We start from the raw sequence: 18,628 nt of genomic DNA, 5'->3' as shown, positions 1-18,628 counted from the left end.
AACCTTTAAATGTTGACAAACGTAAAACCGCTGAGCAATTCATGGGTGATGCTTATGGCAGATGTCGAAGGGAAAACTGTGGTCGAAAGGTCCGACTACCTCGTTACCGGCAAGGCGGAAGGAATCGTTGAAATCGATGTGGACACTTTTCTATGCAAGGGCTGTGGTATTTGCGTTGAGATGTGCCCGAGAAAGGTCTTTGAGTGGAGCAAGGAGCTGAGCGAGAAGGGTGTCCACTACCCGGTCCCCGTCAATGCGGAAAAGTGCGTCAAGTGCAAGCTCTGCGAGCTCCTCTGCCCGGACTTCGCGATAGCGGTAAGGTGGTGACTCATGATCATCCGTGGTGACGAGCCTGAGCAAGTCAGGCTCCTTAGAAAGCTCTACAAACCGGGCAACTACTTCATGCAGGGCAACGAGGCTGTCGCTTACGGCGCTCTCTTCGCAGGCTGCCGCTTCTACGCGGGTTATCCGATAACCCCCTCCAGCGAGATAGCGGAGACGATGGCTCGCGAACTGCCAAAGCTCGGCGGCTACTACCTCCAGATGGAGGACGAGATTGGAAGCATAGCGGCTATGATAGGCGCCTCCTGGACGGGCTTCAAGGTCATGACGGCAACAGCTGGCCCCGGGTTCAGCCTTATGCAGGAAAACCTAGGCTACGCCGTGATGACGGAAACGCCCCTCGTTCTGGTTGACGTTCAGAGGAGCGGCCCATCAACCGGACAGGCGACCAAGGGAGCGCAGGGCGACTTCTTCCAGGCAAGGTGGGGGACGCACGGGGACCACCCAATCGTTGCCGTTTCTCCGACGAGCGGACAGGACGCCTTCTGGGAGACGATAAGGGCATTTAACATTGCCGAGAAGCTGAGGACGCCTGTGGTGGTGCTCTTCGATGGTGTTTTAGCTCACACAAGGGAGCAGATAAAGATTCCGGACGTTTCTGAGGTTGAAATAACCTATCGTAAGCTTCCGGAGGACGAGGAAGAGGCTAAGCTCCCCTTCGGCGACCCCCACGGTGACGGCGTGCCGCCGATGCCGCTCTTCGGCCACGGCTACTTCACCCACGTCACCGGTTCGACCCACAAGGAAACCGGCCTGAGGGACGTTTACACGCCAGAGGTTCACGATAAACTCGTGAGGAGAATCCACCGCAAGATCGAGAAGAACCGCGAGGTTTACGAAAGCTATGATGAGCACTTCACCGACGATGCGGAGATACTCGTCGTCAGCTGGGGCGTTACCGCGAGACCAGCCCTCGGAGCGGTTCTTAAGGCAAGGGAAGAGGGAATAAAGGTCGGCCTCTTCGTGCCGAAGACAGTCCACCCGTTCCCGGCCGAGAGAATGAGGGAGCTTGGAAAGCGTGTTGGTGCAATACTCGTCGCCGAGATGAACCTCGGCCAGATGATAATAGAGGTCGAGCGCTACGTCAATGACGACGTTCTCCTCAAGGGCGTGAACAAAATCGGCGGTGTTCCATTGACTGTTGAGGAAATCCTCCGCGAGATAAGGGGTGTTGCCTGATGGCGAAGAAGATATACTCCACCTATCCGATGGTCAAGTATCTCCGCAAGGAGGCCTTACCAACGGCCCTCTGTCCCGGCTGCGGCGGTGGGACGGTCCTCAACGCCTTTGCAAATGCGATAGACCAGCTCAAGCTCGACCCGAAGGATTTGGTGGTCGTCAGCGGGATAGGCTGCTCCGCCTGGATAGCCTCGCCGTACTTCCTTGCCGATACCCTCCACACCACCCATGGAAGGGCAATAGCCTTTGCCACCGGCGTCAAGGTTGGTTTGCCGGACAAGAAGGTCGTCGTCATAAGCGGCGACGGCGACCTGGCGAGCATAGGCGGCAACCACCTCCTCCATGCGGCAAGGAGAAACATCGACATAACGGTCATCCTCGTGAACAACTTCATCTACGGAATGACGGGCGGACAGGTGGCCCCAACGACACCTTTCGGCGCAAAGACCACAACCAGCCCGTACAGGAACATCGAGCACCCGCTCCAGATTTCCGAGACTGTAGCTGCCGCCGGAGCTAGCTACGTGGCAAGGTGGACAACTGCCCACGTTTACCAGCTCATCGAGAGCATAAAGAAGGCCCTAACTGTTAAGGGCTTCTCGCTCGTTGAGGTCATCTCCCAGTGTCCAGTCCAGTACGGAAGGAGGAACAGGATGAAGGAGCCGGCAGAGATGCTCAGGTGGTTCCTCAAGAACTCGGTCCCGGTCAGCAGGGCGAGAAACATGAGCCCGGAGGAGCTTGAGGGCAAGTTCGTCATAGGGGAGATAGTCAACAGGGAGAGGCCGGAGTTCACCACGGAGCTTAACAAGCTCATAGACGAGGTTCAGGAGCATTTCGGGCTTAAAGGTGAGGGGGATGTTTGAGGTAATCGGCAGAAAGATCAGGGAAGCCTTCGATGAGAGGGTAAAGGAAGTGATAATCTTCGGCTCAAGGGCGAGGGGAGACTGGAATGAGGAGAGCGACCTCGACGTTATGGTAGTTCTTGATAGGGTCAATCCAGAGGACTGGGACGTCGTTGGAAAGCTAAGTGCAGAGCTGACCATTGAACTTGGAATTTCGGTTATGATAGTGCCCCACTCAAGAAGGGACAGCATCTACATGAGCGCACTGAAGGAGGGCATTGCAGTATGAAAGAGATAGAAGCCCTGATCAGAAAAGCCGAGGAGCGGCTTAAAGCTTCAGAAGAGCTGCTTTCAAACGATCACTACGGGTTTGCCATATCGAGTGCCTATTACTCGATGTTCTACTGTGCCAGGGCACTGCTTCTCTCAAAGGGGATTGCTCCAAAAAGCCACGCCGGTGTCCACGCCCAGCTTGGGAAGGAGTTCGTTAAAAGCGGAGAGATGCCGGCGAGACTTTTTACTGCCTACTCAAAGGCCCTGAACATGAGGCACACAGCGGATTACGATGTGTTCGTTGAATACACCGAAAAAGAGGCCAGTGACGTCTTAAAGTCAGCACGTGAGTTTTTGGAGTTCACGAAGAAATACCTCGACTTGGGGGTGTGACGTATGCAGGTTAGGTTTGCAGGTATAGGAGGCCAGGGCGTTGTCCTGGCCGGTGTCATACTCGGCGAGGCCGCCGCCATAGAGGGGCTGAACGTCGTCCAGACCCAGGACTACAGCTCCGCAAGCAGGGGCGGCCACTCCATAGCGGACGTAATAATATCCAGGGAGCCGATTTACGACGTCATAGTCACCGAGGCGGACGTCCTGGTTGCCCTCGCCCAGCTCGGCTACGACACGGTGAAGGACGAGCTGAGAAAGGATGGACTGCTGATTATAGACACCGACCTGGTTAAGCCAGATAGGGACTACATCGGTGCCCCATTCACGCGCCTGGCTGAGGAGAACACAGGTCTAGCACTCACCGTCAACATGGTGGCTTTAGGCTACCTCGTGGCGAAAACCGGCGTTGTGAAGAAGGAAAGCGTCGAGGAGGCCATAAGGAGGAGGGTTCCCAAGGGAACGGAGGAGATAAACATCAAAGCCTTCAGGGTTGGTTACGAGGAGGGTAAAAGATGATGATTAAGCTCTCGGAGGATGCTGACGTTTTGATTATTCGCCTGAAGGAGGACAGGATTGTTGATTCGATTGACTTGGAAGAGGGGATAATAGCCCACCTCAACGAGAAAGGTGAAGTGGTGGAAATAGAAATCCTCGACGCTTCCAAGGCCGTTGATTTCAACGAGCTGATAGTTCGCATTCCCCGCGGGGTGATGGCATGAAGTACCCTTTCCCTGTCGGTAGGAGTGATTTCATTCAGGGCGATGAGGCGATAGCGAGGGCGGCTATCTTGGCCGGCTGCCGCTTCTACGCTGGCTATCCGATAACGCCCGCAAGCGAGATATTCGAGGCGATGGCGCTCTACATGCCCCTCGTTGATGGAGTAAGCATACAGATGGAAGACGAGCTGGCCAGCATGGCGGCGATAATAGGCGCCTCCTGGGCCGGGGCGAAGGCCATGACTGCAACTAGCGGGCCAGGGTTCAGCCTCATGCAGGAGAACCTCGGCTACGCGATAATGACTGAAACCCCGGTCGTTGTCGTGGACGTCCAGCGCGGCGGTCCGTCGACGGGCCAGCCAACTTTGGCGGCGCAGGGCGACATAATGCAGGCCATTTGGGGAACTCACGGCGACCATTCGCTCATAGTCCTCAGTCCCTCAACCGTCCAGGAGGCCTTTGACCTGACGATAAGGGCCTTCAATCTGGCCGAGAAGTACAGGACTCCGGTAGTTCTGCTCACCGACGCCGAGATAGCCCACATGCGCGAGAGGGTTTACATTCCAAATCCCGGGGAGATAGAGATTATAGACCGTAAGCTCCCCGCCAACGAGGAGGAGGCGAAGTTCCCGTTCGGCGACATACACGGCGACGGTGTTCCGCCGATGCCGATATTCGGCAGGGGGTACAGAACCTACGTTACAGGTTTGACGCACGACGAGCGCGGAAGGCCCAAGACGGTAGATGCGGAGGTTCACGAGAAGCTCATACGAAGAATAATCGAAAAGCTGGAGCGCAACAAGATGGACATCATAACCTACGACGCCTTTGAGCTCGATGATGCCGAGGTAGCGATAATAAGCACCGGCATCGTTTCCCGCTCGGCAGTAAGGGCCGTTAAGATTCTCCGCGAGAGGGGCGTTAAAGCCGGTCTGCTGAAGCTCAACACGATATGGCCCTTTGACTTCGAGATGATTGAGGAGCTTGCCGAGCAGGTGAAGAGGATATACGTCCCGGAGATGAACCTCGGACAGCTCTACCACCTCGTCAAGGAAGGGGCGAACGGGAAAGCTGAGGTCGAGCTGATAGCGAAGATCGGCGGCGAGGTTCACACTCCGATGGAGATAGTCGAGAGGGTGGTGGGCTGAATGTACCTGAAATCCGCCTATGAGATTCGCGACAAGTACCTGAGAAAGGACATGCTTCCTACAATATTCTGTCCGGGCTGTGGAATAGGCTCAGCTTTACAGTACACGCTCCGAGCGATAGATGACTTAAAGCTGAACCCGGACGAGATAGTCTGGGTCAGCGGAATCGGCTGTTCCTCACGCGTTCCGGGTTTTGTAAACTTCGACGGCCTGCACACGACCCACGGGAGGGCTTTAGCGTTTGCCACCGGCATAAAGCTCGCAAACCCAAACCTCAAGATAATAGCCTTCATGGGCGACGGAGATGCCGCAGCCATCGGTGGGAACCACTTCATTCACGCCATCAGGAGAAACCTCGACGTTACAGTGATACTCATCAACAACTTCACCTACGGAATGACCGGCGGACAGGTCGCGCCAACAGCTCTAAAGGGCCTGCGCGGAACCACAGCGCCGTACGGCCAGTTCGAGAACCCCTTCGACATAGCTGATTTGGCGGTCTCGGCCGGGGCCAACTACGTGGCGAGATGGAGTGTCTTCAACTACATCCAGGGAATCAACAGTATAAAGAAGGCTCTCCAGAAGGAGGGCTTCACTTTAGTCGAGTTCCTCTCGCCGTGCCCGATAAGCTTCGGAAGGAGGAACAGGATGAAGACCGCTCCGGAACTTCTCCGCTGGTACCAGAAGATAACCGTCCCGCTCGCGAAGGCCAAGAAGATGTCTCCAGAGGAGCTCGAGGGCAAGATCGTCATAGGTGAATTCGCCGACAGGGACAGGCCCGGTCTCGTGAGGGAGTACGAAGCCTACAAGAAGCGTGCCAAGAAGATGATGGGGTGGGAGGAATGAGGAAGGAGATACTCTTCAGCGGCTTCGGCGGTCAGGGAGTTATCCTCGCCAGTGTCATCCTTGGCAGAGCTGCTGCCGTTTACGAGAACCTCTACGCGGTGCAGACGCAGGCCTACGGGCCAGAATCGAGGGGCGGGGCGAGCAAGGCGGAGGTAGTCATCAGCGACGAGCCCATAGACTACCCCAAGACCCTCAATCCTGACTGCGCCGTCTTTTTCTCCCAGGAGGCATACAACAAGTACCTCCACACCGTCAGAGAGGGTGCTAGGATAATAGTCGAGGAGGAGCTCGTTCCACACAGGGACATCGAGTTTGAGAAGGGGCTTGAGGTGGTCTCGCTACCGCTCACGGAAATAGCCGAGGAAACCACGGGTTTAAGCCTCACGATGAACATCCTCACCCTCGGAATCCTGACGGCATGGACCGGCGTCGTGAGCAGGAAGGCCATAGAGAAGGCCGTTTTGGACGCTGTGCCGAAGGGAACGGAGGAGATAAACCTGAAGGCCCTCCACAAGGGCTTTGAACTTGGAGAGAAGGCCAAGTCAGGGGAACTTTAATATTTTTCCTTTCCCAAAAACTTATCAACCCGCGCCCCCATTTCTTACCATGCTCGTCAACGAGACAAAAGCAAAAACGTGGCACGGGCCTGTGAAGCTGGCGGACAGCTTCTTTAAGCGCTTCCGGGGACTAATGCTGGTTAGAAACATCAACTACGCTCTGGTCTTCGTTCTTCCCGCCGAGACGAAGGCTAACGCTTCTATTCACATGTTCTTCATGCTGAGCGATATAGACGTCATCTGGCTCGATTCAGCGAGACGGGTGGTTGATTTCAAAACCGCCCGGAAATGGCGGCTTTACGCTCCAAAAGAGCCGGCCAAGTACATAATAGAGGGGCCCCTTGGACTGATAAAAACGCTCGACGTTGAGAAGGGCGATTTGATAAGCTGGTCTCCAAGCGAAGATAAAGAGAAAGCCGTGCCGGTGAAGGTGTCGCTGCCGGAGAAGATCTCCTTTGAAGGTTCGAACGGCATAGCGATGGCCGAGAGCGTTAAGGAAGTCAAGGCCGAGGGGAACTAAACGAGGGACTCAGATTCTTTTTCAGTTGGGCATGTCTTCATTGAGGGTTCGCCATACCACCCGGTGGTCAACTCCGAAATATGCATGTATGAAAGGTACGGATGACTGCAAAATGTGTCTTCTCATCCCATTTGAACTCTTCGAATTCCACATTCTCAGTAAACTCTTCTATTAGAGACATTGCCTCCTATTCTTCCCAGAATCCCTCCGGAACGAGCTTGATGACGTCCCTCACCGTTTCAAAGTCCTCGTCGAGGGCGGCGAGCTTGTCACAGTTGTATTCCAAGGCCGTGGCGAGAATTCTGGCGTCGTGGGGAAGGAGGGAGTAATCATGAACGAACGTGGCAACGGTCAGCCAGTCCCGAGAGTCAGAAACCAGTAAAACATCTTTTGCGTCAATAAGTGCTAAGATGTCCGATATGACATCAGAAGCGCGTCTCCTGAACTCTGCGTCGTTCCTGAGAAGCTCCTTAACTTTCCAGATTGACCTTGCGTTGTACTCCTTCTCACCAAGCTTCCTGATGAGTGCATAAAATAACTCATCAACGACGGTGTCTGAAGCTAGTTTCCCCTCTCGAGACTCAAGAACATCAACGGCGTATTCGGTAAGGCTGGTTTCGATAAGGTAGTTGTAGAGAACGCTTGAGTCTATAAAAATCACCGCTCGTACACCTCAAGCCTATACCTTTTGAACTCCTCAGCGCTCCCCTTCCCAAACATTCCGGGTCTGACTTCCTTTTTTTTCACCTCGATAAGCTTCTTAAGTTCAAGAGCCTCCTTGAAAAGATGAGAATACAGCTTTAACATCCGTTCTGAAGTAACCTCGGACATTCCATTCACCATTGCTAACTTCCACACTGGGGGATAAAAATGTTTCTCAGAACTCAAACTCCACCCCGTTCTCCTCGCCCTCCCAGAGGACTATCCTCTGGAGCCTTATGCCACTGGGAAGCCTCTTTTCAATCTCCTCCGCTATCCACAGGGCGACGTTCTCGGTCGTTGGGTTCTCGAAGAGAGCATTTAAGTTTCTGTGGTCGAGCATCTCAATGATTTCGTTCACGATTCTCCTCAGCTCGAGAAAGTCCATCACGTAGCCCCTCTTAAGCTCTCCTTCAACAGCTATCTCAAGTCTGAATGTGTGCCCGTGTATCTCTTCGGGCTTTCCGTTGATTACAACGGCATGGGCCGCTTCAAACTTGAAACGCTCGACGATTCTGGCCTTCACAATTACTCACCCTTTCGTCTCTTTAACTTCTCATAGACTTTACCCCTGTGAGAAATCATCCACACAAAAATAATGTTCTCCTCATGGTTAGGTTCAATGATAATCCTGTAATCCCCAACCCTCACCGAGAAAAGATCATCATATCCTTTCAACGGTTTTTTATGTATGGACTCGGGGGCAATTTTGAGAGTTTGGAGAACCTGCTTTATTCTGAGTTGCGTTTCTGGAGGGATCTTTTTCATATCTTTAAGGACTTCCCTGTGAAAAAGAAGTTTATACACCCAGCTCCCTCCAGAACTCATCCTCCCCCATGAAGTCCCGCTTTTTCCTCCGATATTCAAGTTCCCGTATCTCTTCCTCAGTAAGCTCCTCAAATTCCATCAATCTCTCCAGCCTCTCAATGCGATGTTCCAACTGTTGGAGCCGCTTGACTAATTCCATACTCCCACCGTTACTGGTTTATCTCTATCCAAAAATAAACCTTCCGCCATCACACCGAAAACCACATCAAGGGGATGCCTTAAACTTTTCCGGTGATGTTATGGGGTGCGGTATGGCCGTCGATGCCAACAGGGTTATAGCCGGTGGTGTTTTAATCTTTGTAGAGCCGGAAGAGTTCAAGAAATTCCTTGAACTCAAGAAAAGGCCCCTTCTTATAGTGGGTGAAACTGGGGGCTTCAGGAAAACCAAGCTGACAATGACAACCTACGACGGAGCTTTGATAATCACCCGGGGAGAGGTCGAGGTTCCAGAAAATGCCATCCTTGTAAGGACCGAAAACCTCTCCCTCGGAAAGTGATATATCAAACCCTACATATTTTTCCCCAGACATAATAACCCACCGTAATGTTTTTAACGCGAAGTCCTTATAAGGGGCTAAAGTCATCAGGGGACGGTGGTTAAAATGGTCAGGTACATGGTAACATCTGCCCTCCCTTACGCTAACGGGCCGATTCACGCGGGACACCTGGCAGGAGCGTATTTACCAGCGGACATTTTCGTTCGCTATCTCCGCCTGAAGGGCGAGGAAGTCCTTTTCATATGTGGGACGGATGAACATGGGACTCCGATAACATTCCGTGCTCTCAAAGAGGGAAGAAGTGCCAGGGAGATCGTCGATGAGTTCCACGAACACATAAAGACGACCTTCGAGAGGGCAAAGATAAGCTTCGACTACTTTGGCAGAACCGAGCTTCCGGTTCACTATAGAATCAGCCAGGAGTTCTTTTTAAAAGCACTCGAAAACGGTCACCTGGTCAAGAAAGTCACGAAACAGGCCTACTGCGAGCACGACAAGATGTTCCTGCCCGACAGGTACGTCATAGGCACCTGCCCCTACTGCGGTGCCGAGAACCAGAGAGGAGACCAGTGTGAGGTCTGCGGGCATCCACTCACCCCTGAGATACTCATTAACCCGCGGTGCAACATCTGCGGTAATCCGATAACCTTCAAGGACTCAGCCCATTACTACATCAGGATGAAGGACTTCGAAGAGAAGCTTAAGACCTGGGTCGAAAGCCAGGAACACTGGAAGCCAAACGTCAGGAACACCGTCCTCGGCTGGATAAAGGAGGGCCTTGAGGAGAGGGCCATAACGCGCGACCTCGACTGGGGTATTCCGGTTCCGCTCGACGATGAGGACGTTAAGGGAAAGGTGCTCTACGTCTGGTTTGAGGCGCCTATAGGCTACATCTCGATCACCATCGAGCACCTGAAGAAGCTCAACAAAGAAAACGAGTGGAAGAAGTTCTGGCTCAACCTCGACGGTCAAACTAAGGTAATCCACTTCATCGGCAAGGACAACGTGCCCTTCCACGCGATATTCTGGCCCGCCTTCCTCCTCGCGTATGGCAAATACAGGGACGGGGAAGTCGAGGCCGAGTGGCTTCTGCCGTACGACATCCCTGCAAATGAATACCTCAACCTTGAGGGCAAGAAGTTCTCAACGAGCCGGAACTGGGCTATATGGGTCCACGAGTTCCTCGATGCGTTTCCAGCGGATTACCTCCGCTACTACCTCACCGCGATAATGCCCGAAACTCGCGACAGCGACTTCAGCTTCGCCGACTTCAAGAGCAAGATAAACGAGGAGCTGGTCAACAACCTCGGGAACTTCGTGCATCGTGCACTCACCTTCGCCAACCGCTACTTCGACGGAACCGTGCCGGAGAGAGGCGAGCTGGACGAGCTTGATAAGGAAGCCTTCGAGGAAATTGAAAGGGCCTTTAAGGAAGTCGGAGAATTGATAAGCCAGTACCGCTTCAAGGACGCCCTGAGAAGGGTCATGGAGCTGGCAATCTTCGGTAACCGCTACTTCGACTACCAGAAGCCGTGGAAGACGGCCAAAGAAGACCGCGTGAGGACGGCAACGACTGTGAACATCTCCCTCCAGATAGTCAAGGCCCTTGGAATCCTGCTTGAGCCGTTCCTTCCAGATGCGAGCGAGAAGATATGGCACCTCCTCAACCTTGAGGAGCTCAAGCGCTGGGAGTTCACCGAGATTCCTGCAGGTCATAAGGTTAGAAAGGCCACTCCAATGTTCAAGAAGGTGAGCGACGAGGACATAATTTACTTCATCGTGAACTACATAGCCAGGGGCAACCCTGAGAGTGCCAGACTGCTCCTCGACAAGTACTACAGGCGGGACGATGTTGTGAAAGTAGCTCTGGAGCGGTTCAAGAACAGGGAAGAGGCTATGGCAATCCTTAAGAGCATCTACGGGGATGAGCTGGAGGCCAAAGCCGAAAAGGCCGGAAAGGCCTCGAAGAAGGAGAAGATGAAGAAAAAGGGAAAAGGTGGTGAAAGCGTGGAGTATATCAGCTTTGACGACTTCATGAAGCTCGACCTGAGGGTCGGAAAGATAATCGAGGTCAAAGACCACCCCAACGCCGACAGGCTCTACGTGGTGAAGGTCGACCTCGGCAATGAAGTCAGACAGCTGGTCGCCGGACTGAAGAAGTACTACAAGCCGGAAGAGCTGCTCAACCACTACGTCGTCATCATAGCAAACCTCGAACCCAAGAAGCTTCGCGGTGTGGAAAGCCAGGGAATGCTCCTAGCGGCCGACGACGGCGAGAACGTGGCTCTGCTCATGCCGGACAAAGAAATAAAGCTGGGTGCAAGAATAAGGTGATTCTTTCTTCTTCCCTTTTCGTGCTGATGGTGCCGGGTTCGAAAACCTTTTCTTTTCCCGTGCTGTAGTTGAATGGGTATCAGACCTAAGGCTCGAAGCTCAGAAGCTCCTCGGGATTCTCAGCGGGCTGAAGTTCGCGGGCTACTCTCAAGAAGCAGTCGAAAGGGCAGTTGAAGAGCTTGACGCCAGAATAGATGAGCTGATTGATGAGGGAAACCTTGAGCTCCTCGGCCCGTACCTCGGCTTCCAGAGGCTTCTCAAAAGGGGTGAGTTCGAGAGGGCCGAGGGGTTCCTCGAAGACTCCGCGGGGCCTAAGACACGGGTCCCGAAATTCTTAAAAAGTTATAGATCAAGTATTATACCATGACAATAACTTTTATTGACAGGGAGCGGGAACTTGAGTTACTTGGAAGGCTCTGGGGGAAGGAAAATTCGTTCCTCCCCGTTTACGGGAGGAGGAGGGTCGGCAAAACAAGACTGCTCAAGGAATTTATAGCCGATAAGCCCTCCGTTTACTACCTCGCCCGGAACAGCACCTACTCCGACAATCTGAGGGAGTTTTCAAGGACGGTGCTTGAGAGGTTTCCATCCACTTTCCTAAGCGAGACATCGTTTTCGAGCTTTTCCGACGTTTTCAGGTATCTATCCGAGAAGGGGAAGATAGTAGTCGTTATAGACGAGTTCCCATATCTCATTCAGTCTGACAAAAGGGTTCTCAGCGAGTTCCAGTACATAGTGGACGAGATAGTGAGGGAATCCAGCCTCCACCTAGTCCTCGTCGGTTCCTCCGTTGGCATGATGGAGGAGCACGTCCTGAGCCAGAAGAGTCCCCTCTACGGCAGGAGAGACGGCCAGATAAAACTCTCTCCGCTGGGATTCTTTGACTCATGGAAATTCCTGGGAGTGGATGTTGAAGAGGCGGTCAAGATATACGGAATAACCGGTGGAATCCCGGCTTATCTGGAGCTCTTTGAAAGGTTTGAGGATGTCAAAAATCTTGCCTTCGACAAGAGGGGCTTTCTCTACGCTGAGGGGGACTTCATCCTATCCAGCGAGCTGAGGGAGCCGAGAGTTTACAAGCTCATCCTCAAGGCGGTCGCCGAAGGAAAACGGAGATTCAACGAGATAAGCACCCACACCGGGATACCACGCTCGAACCTCTTCAAATACGTCGAAGTTCTTGAGAGGCTCGGCTTCCTTAGACGGGAAATCCCCGTAACGGCGAAGCCGAAGACGAAAAACACCCTGTACAAGATTAAGGACAACTACTTGGCTTTCTACTTCCGCTTTGTCGAGCGTTACAGGAACGAGATAGAGCTTGAGAGCCTCGAATTCTGGAGTGAGTTCCTTGAGGAGTACAACCATTATCTGGGAGACGTTTTTGAGGACGTGGCTAGGGAATTCCTTATCGGGCTGAACAAAGCCGGAAAGCTTCCATTCCGCTTCGCCAAGATTGGCAGGTGGTGGCAGAAGGGCGAGGAGATTGACCTTCTTGCACTCGACGAACGGAACAAGAAAGCACTGTTCGTTGAGGTCAAGTGGAAAGACCTCAGAGAAAGGGAAGCCCAGGGAATTCTGAAGGACTTGGAAAGAAAGGCCGGACTTGTCGGTCTGAATGGATGGGAGGAAAACTATGGGATAGTGGCAAGGAGGATCGAGAGAAAAGGCAGTCTTAGGGATAGGGGTTACTTCGCTTGGGACTTAGAGCATTTCACTCCCATCATGAACGAAGATTGAAATTAAAAGGAAGTCCCAAACAAAGACCCGTCTAAAGCCTCAGCTCCACCCAGTTTTCCTTCCTGCCCTTAAGAACCTTCACCAGACCCTTCCTCTCAAGGCGCTTGAACATCCTCCATGCGGTGGTTTTGGGCAGGCCTATCGCTTCCCTGACCTCGGCCTGACTGGCCTTTCCACCTTTATCAAAGATGTAGAGCAGCGCACGCCTCTCCTCCTCGTTGAGGTCGAGGTTCTCAAGCCTGGCCTGGAACTCCTCACGGCTTGGCATTGAGCTCTGACTCTTTTTCTTTCTCCATAGGGCGTAGGCGGAGCCCCCGACTACCGCGAGGCCTCCCAGGAGGGCGAGATACACTAAACTGTCCGCTCCTTTCTCTCCTCCGACCCCTCTTCCGCTGAGCGTGTAGGAAACGCTCTGGTTTCCGGGGGGCATGGTTATCGAGTTCCCCGCTATCTCAAGGGGTATGTCGCTCAGGTCAACCACTATGGCGTTTGCGGGCAGCACAACTGTGAAGGAATCGTTGGTCGCAATGTTAAGCGTCCACACCACGCCCTGCTTCACGGTCAGGTCTGGAGTGTAGTAGGAGACCTTGACTACTTCAGCGTTCCCGGAATAGATGAGAAGGCTTCCGTTCTCAAGCCTGAAGTTGAGGGGATTTCCGTTCCCGTCCCCGACGATAACGTTCTCGTAATGGTCTCCGAGGAGGGGGAGTTCAACCTGGGATGAATACTCCGAGGGTAGGATTTCATATTCAACCTTGGTGTAGCCGTCATTGTAAACCGTCAAAACCAGGGATGAAACGGTATAGGGACTAACTCCGGGCAGGAGGATGAGCGTTATCAGCATGAGGATTGGAACCCATTTGAGTCTCATTTAAGCATCCCTCCCTAAGCTAAAAAGGAAAGGTCATGAGTGGGCGAGTATGAACTCATCCACCCTGTGGAGCACCTCCAGCGCTATTGCAAAGTGTGCCTTGGCCTGGAGGGGTTTCTTCGCTTTTAGAAGCTCGACGCCTATCCTGAGCTCCTGGATAGCTACTTTCAGCTGGATCTCTGCCCGGGTGGTGTCGACCCCCCTGCTCTTGAGGTCGCGGAGCGCTTTCTCGTCCTTTTGAATCCTATCGTTCATCTCCCTGAGGAAAGCGTGCATATCTTTCAGCTTTTCATCGAGCTCCCTCTCGCGAACCTTCCTGAGTACGAACTCAACAGCCCTGTGGAACTCGATTATTGTTTCCCTGTTGTCTTTCATGACTGTGAGGGCGTCCTCCCACCTGCCCTCGTCGGCGAGGGCCTTGACCTGACTGTAAACCTCCGAAAAGGCATCGAACCTCTCCCGGAGCTCCGTCACGTTGTAGCCGTTCTCCTCCCCAACTTCGATTGCCTTCTGAGCTATCTCCATTCCCTTCTCACCCTTGATCAGAAAGTCCTTGACGATTTTATCGGCGTTGGCATAGGCGAGCTCCTCGCGGACCTTTCTCAGCCCCCTGTCGAGAAGGGCCTTCTTCTCCTTGGCGACTTCATAGTCTGCCCTCGCCTTTTCATAGTCTCCGGCCTTAAGGTCATCCAGTACAACTTTATAGGCATCCTTGGTCTCGTTGTAAAGTGCGGTGAGGTTGCTCACGTCTATCCCCTGGTTCTCCGCCAGCCTTATGGTCTTCTCAACGAACCTGAAGTACTCACTGAGGCGCTCGATTTCCAGTTTGATGCGTTCCCTTACATCCTGAGCCTTTTCTCTGCCTTCCTTAAGTGCCGAGAGGGCAACCTTGTAGTGGTGCATTGCTGTGAGGCTGTCGAGTATCGAGCTGTAGTAGTCGCCGGCCTCGTATTCACTCACCGCCTTTTCCCTGTAGTCCTCAGCGAGCTCGTAGTGGGTTAGTACAGTCGAGTTCTCGGGTAGCCTGTCCTTTATTGGTTCTATCTTATCTTCGGCGAACCTGCTCAGCCTCTGAAGCTGATCAATCAGCTGACCCGCTATCACCATCTCCCTGGTGCTGTTGTCGAGGACTCCTGTGTACGACTCCGTGGTGTTGTTGCTCTCTGCCAGTCCCAGGGGTATCACGCTTCCAACCAGCAATATTGCCAGGGCCAGTGCAAAGCCCTTCGTCCCCTTCATGGGCATCACCAATGAACGCTACGCCCCAAACCTATTTGAGGACTCCGACGAAACGAACGTTTCAGAGCGTTCCATTGGCTTCAAGCTCCCCCACACGAAGGGCTGTGACGCATATACCCTCAACTACGCTCGTAAAATACGGAATCTCGCCAAACTGGGCGTACAAGCTCCCGTAGTTCGGGTGCCACGCATCGACCTGCTCGCGTCCCCTTGCGGTGATGATGTACACCACCCAGCCCTTTTCCTTGAGCATCTCAACGAGCTTCCATGCGTTCGTCATGTCGTTTTCATTCCTTATCTCGACTCCAAACTCCTCCTTCACCCTCTTGAAAAGCTCCTTCATTTCCTCACCCAGGAGATTTTGGGGGAGGGCCTAATAAATCTTCGTAGAGGAACCTCCTGTGGAACCATCACAGGAGCATTCTGATTGCAACGATCACGAGGATGGCGGAGAAAGCCCTCCTCAAGTGCCCGGGATGGAGACGGTGGACGAGAAGGGCACCGATTCTGGCCCCGATTATGAGGCCAGGAGCCAAGAGCAGTGCGGTGTGAAGGTCAACCTGTCCGAGGCGGTAGTGTCCGATTGAACCTGCCAGTGCTGTGAAGAAAAGGGCAAAGCTCGATGTCCCAACCGCGTAGCGCATTGGTATCCCAACGTAGGAGTGAAAGAGGGGCACGTTGAGAATCCCACCGCTGATTCCCAAGAGGCCCGACGTAAGGCCAGAGAGGACGCCAACCAGGGACACGCGGGATGTTTTGAGTTCCCCCGGTTTCGAATGTGATGACGCATTCCCCCGCCACATCTGAAAAGCGAGGTAAAGGAGAATCCCCGAGAAGAGAACCTTAAGATAGTTCTCCGGTAGTAGGGAGGAGAGGTAAGCACCCAGAAGTGCCGCCGGGACAGAGAATGCCTCCTTCAAAAGGACAACGCGATAGAGAACCGCCCCCCTTCTGATGTGAGTTACCGCTGCCGAGAGGGAGCTGAGGACTATACAGGCTAGACTCGTCCCTATTGCAACGTGTACGGGAAGGCCGAGGAAGACGAGGGCAGGGACTATGAGGAATCCCCCGCCAACCCCAAAGAGACCGGCTATTAGACCGATGCCAATGCCGAGGAGGAAATCGAGGAAGTAACCCAGCATGGGAACTCTTTTTAGGAATGGCATTAAAAATTCTCCGGTGGTTGTGTGAGGGCCACAGAGCTCAGGTTCTGGCTCATGGTGACACTTGCCTTCGTTCTCACCCAGCCGGGCTCGATAGCCCTCGCCAACTGGGACGCTCCTTATGGTTTCTACAAGGACCTCTCGGTCTGGCTCAGCTCTTCTGCTGGAGGATTGCTTCTGGTGATTGCATACGGCCTGTACGAGTGGAAACGCGAAAAACTGGGTTATGCAAACATTGTCTTAGCCGCCGTTATCATGGTTTTAGCAACTATAATCGGTTATCGCGCTGAGCTTGCGCTCGGGGGCGAAATGGGCTACGGAAGCGGGAACATAGTGCTTTTTGTGATCGGAGGGTTCATTGGCCTTGCCCTGTCGATAATGCTCCTTCCCTTTTCTCTGCCCTACGCGCTCACCGGCGACCTATACTACCCCTACGACCACCCCTTGGCCGTTGCATGGGTGGTGATGATAATAATTGCCGTAGTTCTGCTGGCTGCATACATAAAAGCAAGAAAAGAAGAGAAGCTCAGGGAACCGGAAGGCCGAGCCCCTTGAGAATCATTCTAAGGGCCAGCAATGCCATAACGACCGCGAAAGCCTTTTTCAGGGAAGACGCCCTCGTCCTCTTCGCTATCCTCGCACCGAGCTGGGCACCTATGATGAGGCCCGGGACGAGGAGGACCAGCCACTGAGTTTCAACGTTGCCCATGGCGTAGTGCTTGAGCGCTCCGGCGGTTGCTGTGAAGACTATTGCAAAGCTTGAGGTAGCGACCGCGTAGTGTATCGGCAGGCCGAGGTACGTCAAAAACGGCACGTTGATTATGCCCCCTCCAACGCCGAGGAGACCGCTGGCTATTCCCGCGAAGAATCCTCCAACCGGAACGAGCTTGTAGTTGACCTCAACTTCCTCAAGCTTAACCTCGCTCGGCTCGGCCGTCTTCTTCCGGTATATCCTGACGGCGACTATAACGAGGGCCGCACCGAAGATGACCTTGAGCTGGCCGGCGCTTATAAAGGAAGTCATCCATGCACCTATGTACGCCCCTATCACGGCCGTTGAAGCCAAGAGAAGACCGGCCTTGTAATGTATTCGTCTCTGCCTATGGTAAGCCAGGGCAGAGCTGAGGGAGGTAAAGACGACGGCCGCGCTGGAAGTTCCGACGGCATGGTGTATCTCGACGCCGAGGAAGTTGAGCGTGGGGACTATCAGGAATCCCCCTCCGAGGCCGAATAACGCTGCCAAAATGCCGATGAATACCCCGACGGCAAAGTAGGAGATGTATTTGAGCAAGGGATCACCCCCGAGATATCATCCTCTTAGCAAGTTCGTTTCCTTCCTTTTCAATCTCGCGCTCCAACCTTTCAAAGTCAGCCTCTGTAAGTTGCTGGCCTCTCTTGACCAGCAGTACCATTAGTTCTCTGGGATTCTTCACGTTTTTCTGAGTACTAGAGCTCAAACGCTATCGCCTCTATAAGCTTTATCAGCGCCTCAAGGTCGGCCAGATGGAGCATCTCGACCTCGCTGTGGAGGTACCTTATCGGAACGCTCAAAGCCAGAACCTCGCTCCTGTCTTGGAAGACCGACGCGTCCGTTCCACCCCCGGTGACGCCTATCTGGAGCGGGATGTCGTTCCTCGACGCTATCTCGGCAACCTTTCTGGCGAGCTTCCTTGTGTAGATCGCGGAGTTATCTACGGCCCTTATCACAGCTCCCCCGCCGAGCCTTACGTCTCCGGTTATATCGCCGCAGCAGGCGAAGGAGTCTATAGCAAAGGCGTACTTTGGAGTGTAATGCTCGGCCAGGAACTTCGCTCCTTTGAGGCCTATCTCCTCCTGAACCGTGAAGGCGAAGATCCACCTTCCATCGAGGTCGTGGTCAACTAGGTCCTTTATGGCTTCAACGAGGGCAACGACGCCAAAACGGTCGTCCAGAGAGCGCGTAGAAATATAGCGGTTGTTGAGAACCGCGAAGTGCTTCTTGAAGACCGCGTAATCCAACACCTTAACGCCGAGGGCTTCCGCCTCCTCCCTACTCTCGGCGCCGATGTCTATGACCAGCCTGCTCCAGGGGACCGTGTCAAACTTTCTTTCAAGGTTTAAGTGCACCGGAAGTGCCCCGATAACGCCGTCGAGCTTCCCGTTCTCGGTGATGACGTCAAGGTGTCTTCCGTAGAGGAGCCTATCGTCTATTCCACCGATTTTCCTGAAGGTAAGCTTTCCGTCGGGCCTTACGCCTGTTATGAGAAGCCCAATCTCGTCCATGTGGGCCATGAAGATGCCCTTGAGCTCACCCTCCCCGAGCTCAACGACGAGGTTTCCAATGGTGTCAACCGTATAGTCGGCGTATGGCTTTATCCACTCCGCTATCTTCTCCCTCACCTTCTCCTCGTAGCCAGAAATCCCTGGAATCCGCGTGATTTCCCTCAGCTCATCAATCAACATAC

The 18,628-nt window shown here is 53.5% G+C and carries 26 protein-coding genes; 15 read left to right on the top strand and 11 right to left on the bottom strand.

The features are described 5' to 3' along the window. Positions 1 to 54: 54 nt before the first annotated feature. Genes E3E25_RS04610 through E3E25_RS04560 form a run of 11 tightly spaced genes read left to right on the top strand, consistent with a single transcriptional unit; the run spans position 55 to position 6,816 of the window. On the top strand, positions 55 to 327 hold the full coding sequence (locus E3E25_RS04610) for a 2-oxoglutarate ferredoxin oxidoreductase subunit delta (RefSeq protein ID WP_139681699.1): 273 nt from the start codon (positions 55 to 57) through the stop codon (positions 325 to 327). 3 nt (positions 328 to 330) lie between these two features. Further along, positions 331 to 1,521: a 2-oxoacid:acceptor oxidoreductase subunit alpha gene (locus tag E3E25_RS04605; RefSeq protein WP_167892008.1), complete on the top strand. Its 1,191-nt coding sequence runs from the start codon at positions 331 to 333 to the stop codon at positions 1,519 to 1,521. After that, positions 1,521 to 2,384 carry a 2-oxoacid:ferredoxin oxidoreductase subunit beta gene (locus E3E25_RS04600; RefSeq protein WP_167892007.1) on the top strand — a complete coding sequence of 288 codons (864 nt, stop codon included), beginning with the start codon at positions 1,521 to 1,523 and terminating at the stop codon, positions 2,382 to 2,384. Before E3E25_RS04605 ends, E3E25_RS04600 begins: the two co-directional genes overlap by 1 nt. Beyond that, complete coding sequence (locus E3E25_RS04595; RefSeq protein WP_167892006.1) at positions 2,377 to 2,652, top strand: nucleotidyltransferase family protein; 276 nt, start codon at positions 2,377 to 2,379, stop codon at positions 2,650 to 2,652. The genes E3E25_RS04600 and E3E25_RS04595 overlap by 8 nt, the downstream gene beginning before the upstream one ends. Beyond that, positions 2,649 to 3,029, top strand: a complete 381-nt coding sequence (locus E3E25_RS04590) for a HEPN domain-containing protein (protein ID WP_167892005.1) — start codon at positions 2,649 to 2,651, stop codon at positions 3,027 to 3,029. Before E3E25_RS04595 ends, E3E25_RS04590 begins: the two co-directional genes overlap by 4 nt. A 3-nt stretch (positions 3,030 to 3,032) precedes the next feature. Continuing rightward, positions 3,033 to 3,545, top strand: coding sequence for a 2-oxoacid:ferredoxin oxidoreductase subunit gamma (locus E3E25_RS04585; protein WP_167892004.1), 513 nt, complete (start codon positions 3,033 to 3,035; stop codon positions 3,543 to 3,545). Further along, positions 3,542 to 3,748: a DUF2283 domain-containing protein gene (locus E3E25_RS04580; protein WP_167892003.1), complete on the top strand. Its 207-nt coding sequence runs from the start codon at positions 3,542 to 3,544 to the stop codon at positions 3,746 to 3,748. Before E3E25_RS04585 ends, E3E25_RS04580 begins: the two co-directional genes overlap by 4 nt. Further along, positions 3,745 to 4,893 carry a 2-oxoacid:acceptor oxidoreductase subunit alpha gene (locus E3E25_RS04575; RefSeq protein WP_167892002.1) on the top strand — a complete coding sequence of 383 codons (1,149 nt, stop codon included), beginning with the start codon at positions 3,745 to 3,747 and terminating at the stop codon, positions 4,891 to 4,893. The genes E3E25_RS04580 and E3E25_RS04575 overlap by 4 nt, the downstream gene beginning before the upstream one ends. After that, complete coding sequence (locus E3E25_RS04570) at positions 4,894 to 5,739, top strand: 2-oxoacid:ferredoxin oxidoreductase subunit beta (RefSeq protein WP_167892001.1); 846 nt, start codon at positions 4,894 to 4,896, stop codon at positions 5,737 to 5,739. After that, entirely contained in the window at positions 5,736 to 6,296 is a 561-nt protein-coding gene (locus tag E3E25_RS04565) for a 2-oxoacid:ferredoxin oxidoreductase subunit gamma (protein WP_167892000.1), read from the top strand. The genes E3E25_RS04570 and E3E25_RS04565 overlap by 4 nt, the downstream gene beginning before the upstream one ends. Before the next feature lie 49 nt (positions 6,297 to 6,345). After that, a complete protein-coding gene (locus E3E25_RS04560; RefSeq protein ID WP_167891999.1) occupies positions 6,346 to 6,816 on the top strand; it encodes a DUF192 domain-containing protein in 471 nt (156 codons plus the stop codon). Between the two features lie 187 nt (positions 6,817 to 7,003). Here the strand turns inward: E3E25_RS04560 and E3E25_RS04555 are convergent, their stop codons facing one another. The 5 genes from E3E25_RS04555 to E3E25_RS04535 are packed head-to-tail and all read right to left on the bottom strand — an operon-like array spanning position 7,004 to position 8,482. Further along, positions 7,004 to 7,477, bottom strand: a complete 474-nt coding sequence (locus E3E25_RS04555) for a PIN domain-containing protein (protein WP_167891998.1) — start codon at positions 7,475 to 7,477, stop codon at positions 7,004 to 7,006. Next, entirely contained in the window at positions 7,474 to 7,656 is a 183-nt protein-coding gene (locus E3E25_RS04550; protein ID WP_167891997.1) for a hypothetical protein, read from the bottom strand. The genes E3E25_RS04555 and E3E25_RS04550 overlap by 4 nt, the downstream gene beginning before the upstream one ends. Before the next feature lie 37 nt (positions 7,657 to 7,693). Next, entirely contained in the window at positions 7,694 to 8,041 is a 348-nt protein-coding gene (locus E3E25_RS04545) for a 6-carboxytetrahydropterin synthase (protein ID WP_167891996.1), read from the bottom strand. A gap of 2 nt (positions 8,042 to 8,043) precedes the next feature. Continuing rightward, positions 8,044 to 8,343, bottom strand: coding sequence for a type II toxin-antitoxin system RelE/ParE family toxin (locus E3E25_RS04540; protein ID WP_255496491.1), 300 nt, complete (start codon positions 8,341 to 8,343; stop codon positions 8,044 to 8,046). Beyond that, positions 8,315 to 8,482 carry a hypothetical protein gene (locus tag E3E25_RS04535; RefSeq protein WP_167891994.1) on the bottom strand — a complete coding sequence of 56 codons (168 nt, stop codon included), beginning with the start codon at positions 8,480 to 8,482 and terminating at the stop codon, positions 8,315 to 8,317. The genes E3E25_RS04540 and E3E25_RS04535 overlap by 29 nt, the downstream gene beginning before the upstream one ends. Positions 8,483 to 8,582: 100 nt before the next feature. On the opposite strand from E3E25_RS04535, the gene E3E25_RS04530 reads away from it, so the two are divergent. The 3 genes from E3E25_RS04530 to E3E25_RS04520 all read left to right on the top strand — a co-directional run bounded on the left by E3E25_RS04530 (position 8,583) and on the right by E3E25_RS04520 (position 12,911). Then, a complete protein-coding gene (locus E3E25_RS04530; RefSeq protein ID WP_167891993.1) occupies positions 8,583 to 8,840 on the top strand; it encodes a hypothetical protein in 258 nt (85 codons plus the stop codon). A 105-nt stretch (positions 8,841 to 8,945) separates the two neighbouring features. Next, positions 8,946 to 11,174, top strand: coding sequence for a methionine--tRNA ligase (gene metG / locus E3E25_RS04525; protein ID WP_167892683.1), 2,229 nt, complete (start codon positions 8,946 to 8,948; stop codon positions 11,172 to 11,174). 363 nt (positions 11,175 to 11,537) lie between these two features. Continuing rightward, positions 11,538 to 12,911, top strand: a complete 1,374-nt coding sequence (locus E3E25_RS04520) for an ATP-binding protein (protein WP_167891992.1) — start codon at positions 11,538 to 11,540, stop codon at positions 12,909 to 12,911. 31 nt (positions 12,912 to 12,942) lie between these two features. Here the strand turns inward: E3E25_RS04520 and E3E25_RS04515 are convergent, their stop codons facing one another. The 4 genes from E3E25_RS04515 to E3E25_RS04500 all read right to left on the bottom strand — a co-directional run bounded on the left by E3E25_RS04515 (position 12,943) and on the right by E3E25_RS04500 (position 16,163). Next, a complete protein-coding gene (locus E3E25_RS04515) occupies positions 12,943 to 13,782 on the bottom strand; it encodes a helix-turn-helix domain-containing protein (protein ID WP_167891991.1) in 840 nt (279 codons plus the stop codon). Positions 13,783 to 13,815: 33 nt separating this feature from the next. Beyond that, positions 13,816 to 15,021: a hypothetical protein gene (locus E3E25_RS04510; protein ID WP_167892682.1), complete on the bottom strand. Its 1,206-nt coding sequence runs from the start codon at positions 15,019 to 15,021 to the stop codon at positions 13,816 to 13,818. A gap of 61 nt (positions 15,022 to 15,082) precedes the next feature. After that, on the bottom strand, positions 15,083 to 15,364 hold the full coding sequence (locus tag E3E25_RS04505; RefSeq protein ID WP_167891990.1) for a hypothetical protein: 282 nt from the start codon (positions 15,362 to 15,364) through the stop codon (positions 15,083 to 15,085). A gap of 67 nt (positions 15,365 to 15,431) precedes the next feature. Then, positions 15,432 to 16,163 (bottom strand): sulfite exporter TauE/SafE family protein, encoded by a 732-nt coding sequence (locus tag E3E25_RS04500; protein ID WP_167891989.1) that lies wholly within the window; start codon positions 16,161 to 16,163, stop codon positions 15,432 to 15,434. A gap of 45 nt (positions 16,164 to 16,208) precedes the next feature. On the opposite strand from E3E25_RS04500, the gene E3E25_RS04495 reads away from it, so the two are divergent. Further along, positions 16,209 to 16,739 (top strand): hypothetical protein, encoded by a 531-nt coding sequence (locus E3E25_RS04495; RefSeq protein ID WP_370456647.1) that lies wholly within the window; start codon positions 16,209 to 16,211, stop codon positions 16,737 to 16,739. Here the strand turns inward: E3E25_RS04495 and E3E25_RS04490 are convergent. Together E3E25_RS04490 and E3E25_RS04485 are read right to left on the bottom strand one after the other, a co-directional pair. Further along, the gene (locus E3E25_RS04490; RefSeq protein ID WP_167891988.1) at positions 16,711 to 17,475 is read right to left on the bottom strand and encodes a sulfite exporter TauE/SafE family protein; all 765 of its coding nucleotides are present in this window, start codon (positions 17,473 to 17,475) and stop codon (positions 16,711 to 16,713) included. The two genes, E3E25_RS04495 and E3E25_RS04490, sit on opposite strands and share 29 nt — an antisense overlap. Positions 17,476 to 17,630: 155 nt before the next feature. Continuing rightward, entirely contained in the window at positions 17,631 to 18,626 is a 996-nt protein-coding gene (locus tag E3E25_RS04485; RefSeq protein ID WP_167891987.1) for a M42 family metallopeptidase, read from the bottom strand. Positions 18,627 to 18,628 lie beyond the last annotated feature (2 nt).

Origin of the sequence: Thermococcus sp. MAR1 (assembly GCF_012027305.1) — an archaeon.
Lineage (GTDB): Archaea > Methanobacteriota_B > Thermococci > Thermococcales > Thermococcaceae > Thermococcus.
The sequence above is the reverse complement of the archived record's forward strand: the minus strand, read 5'-3'. Positions and strand labels throughout refer to the sequence as shown.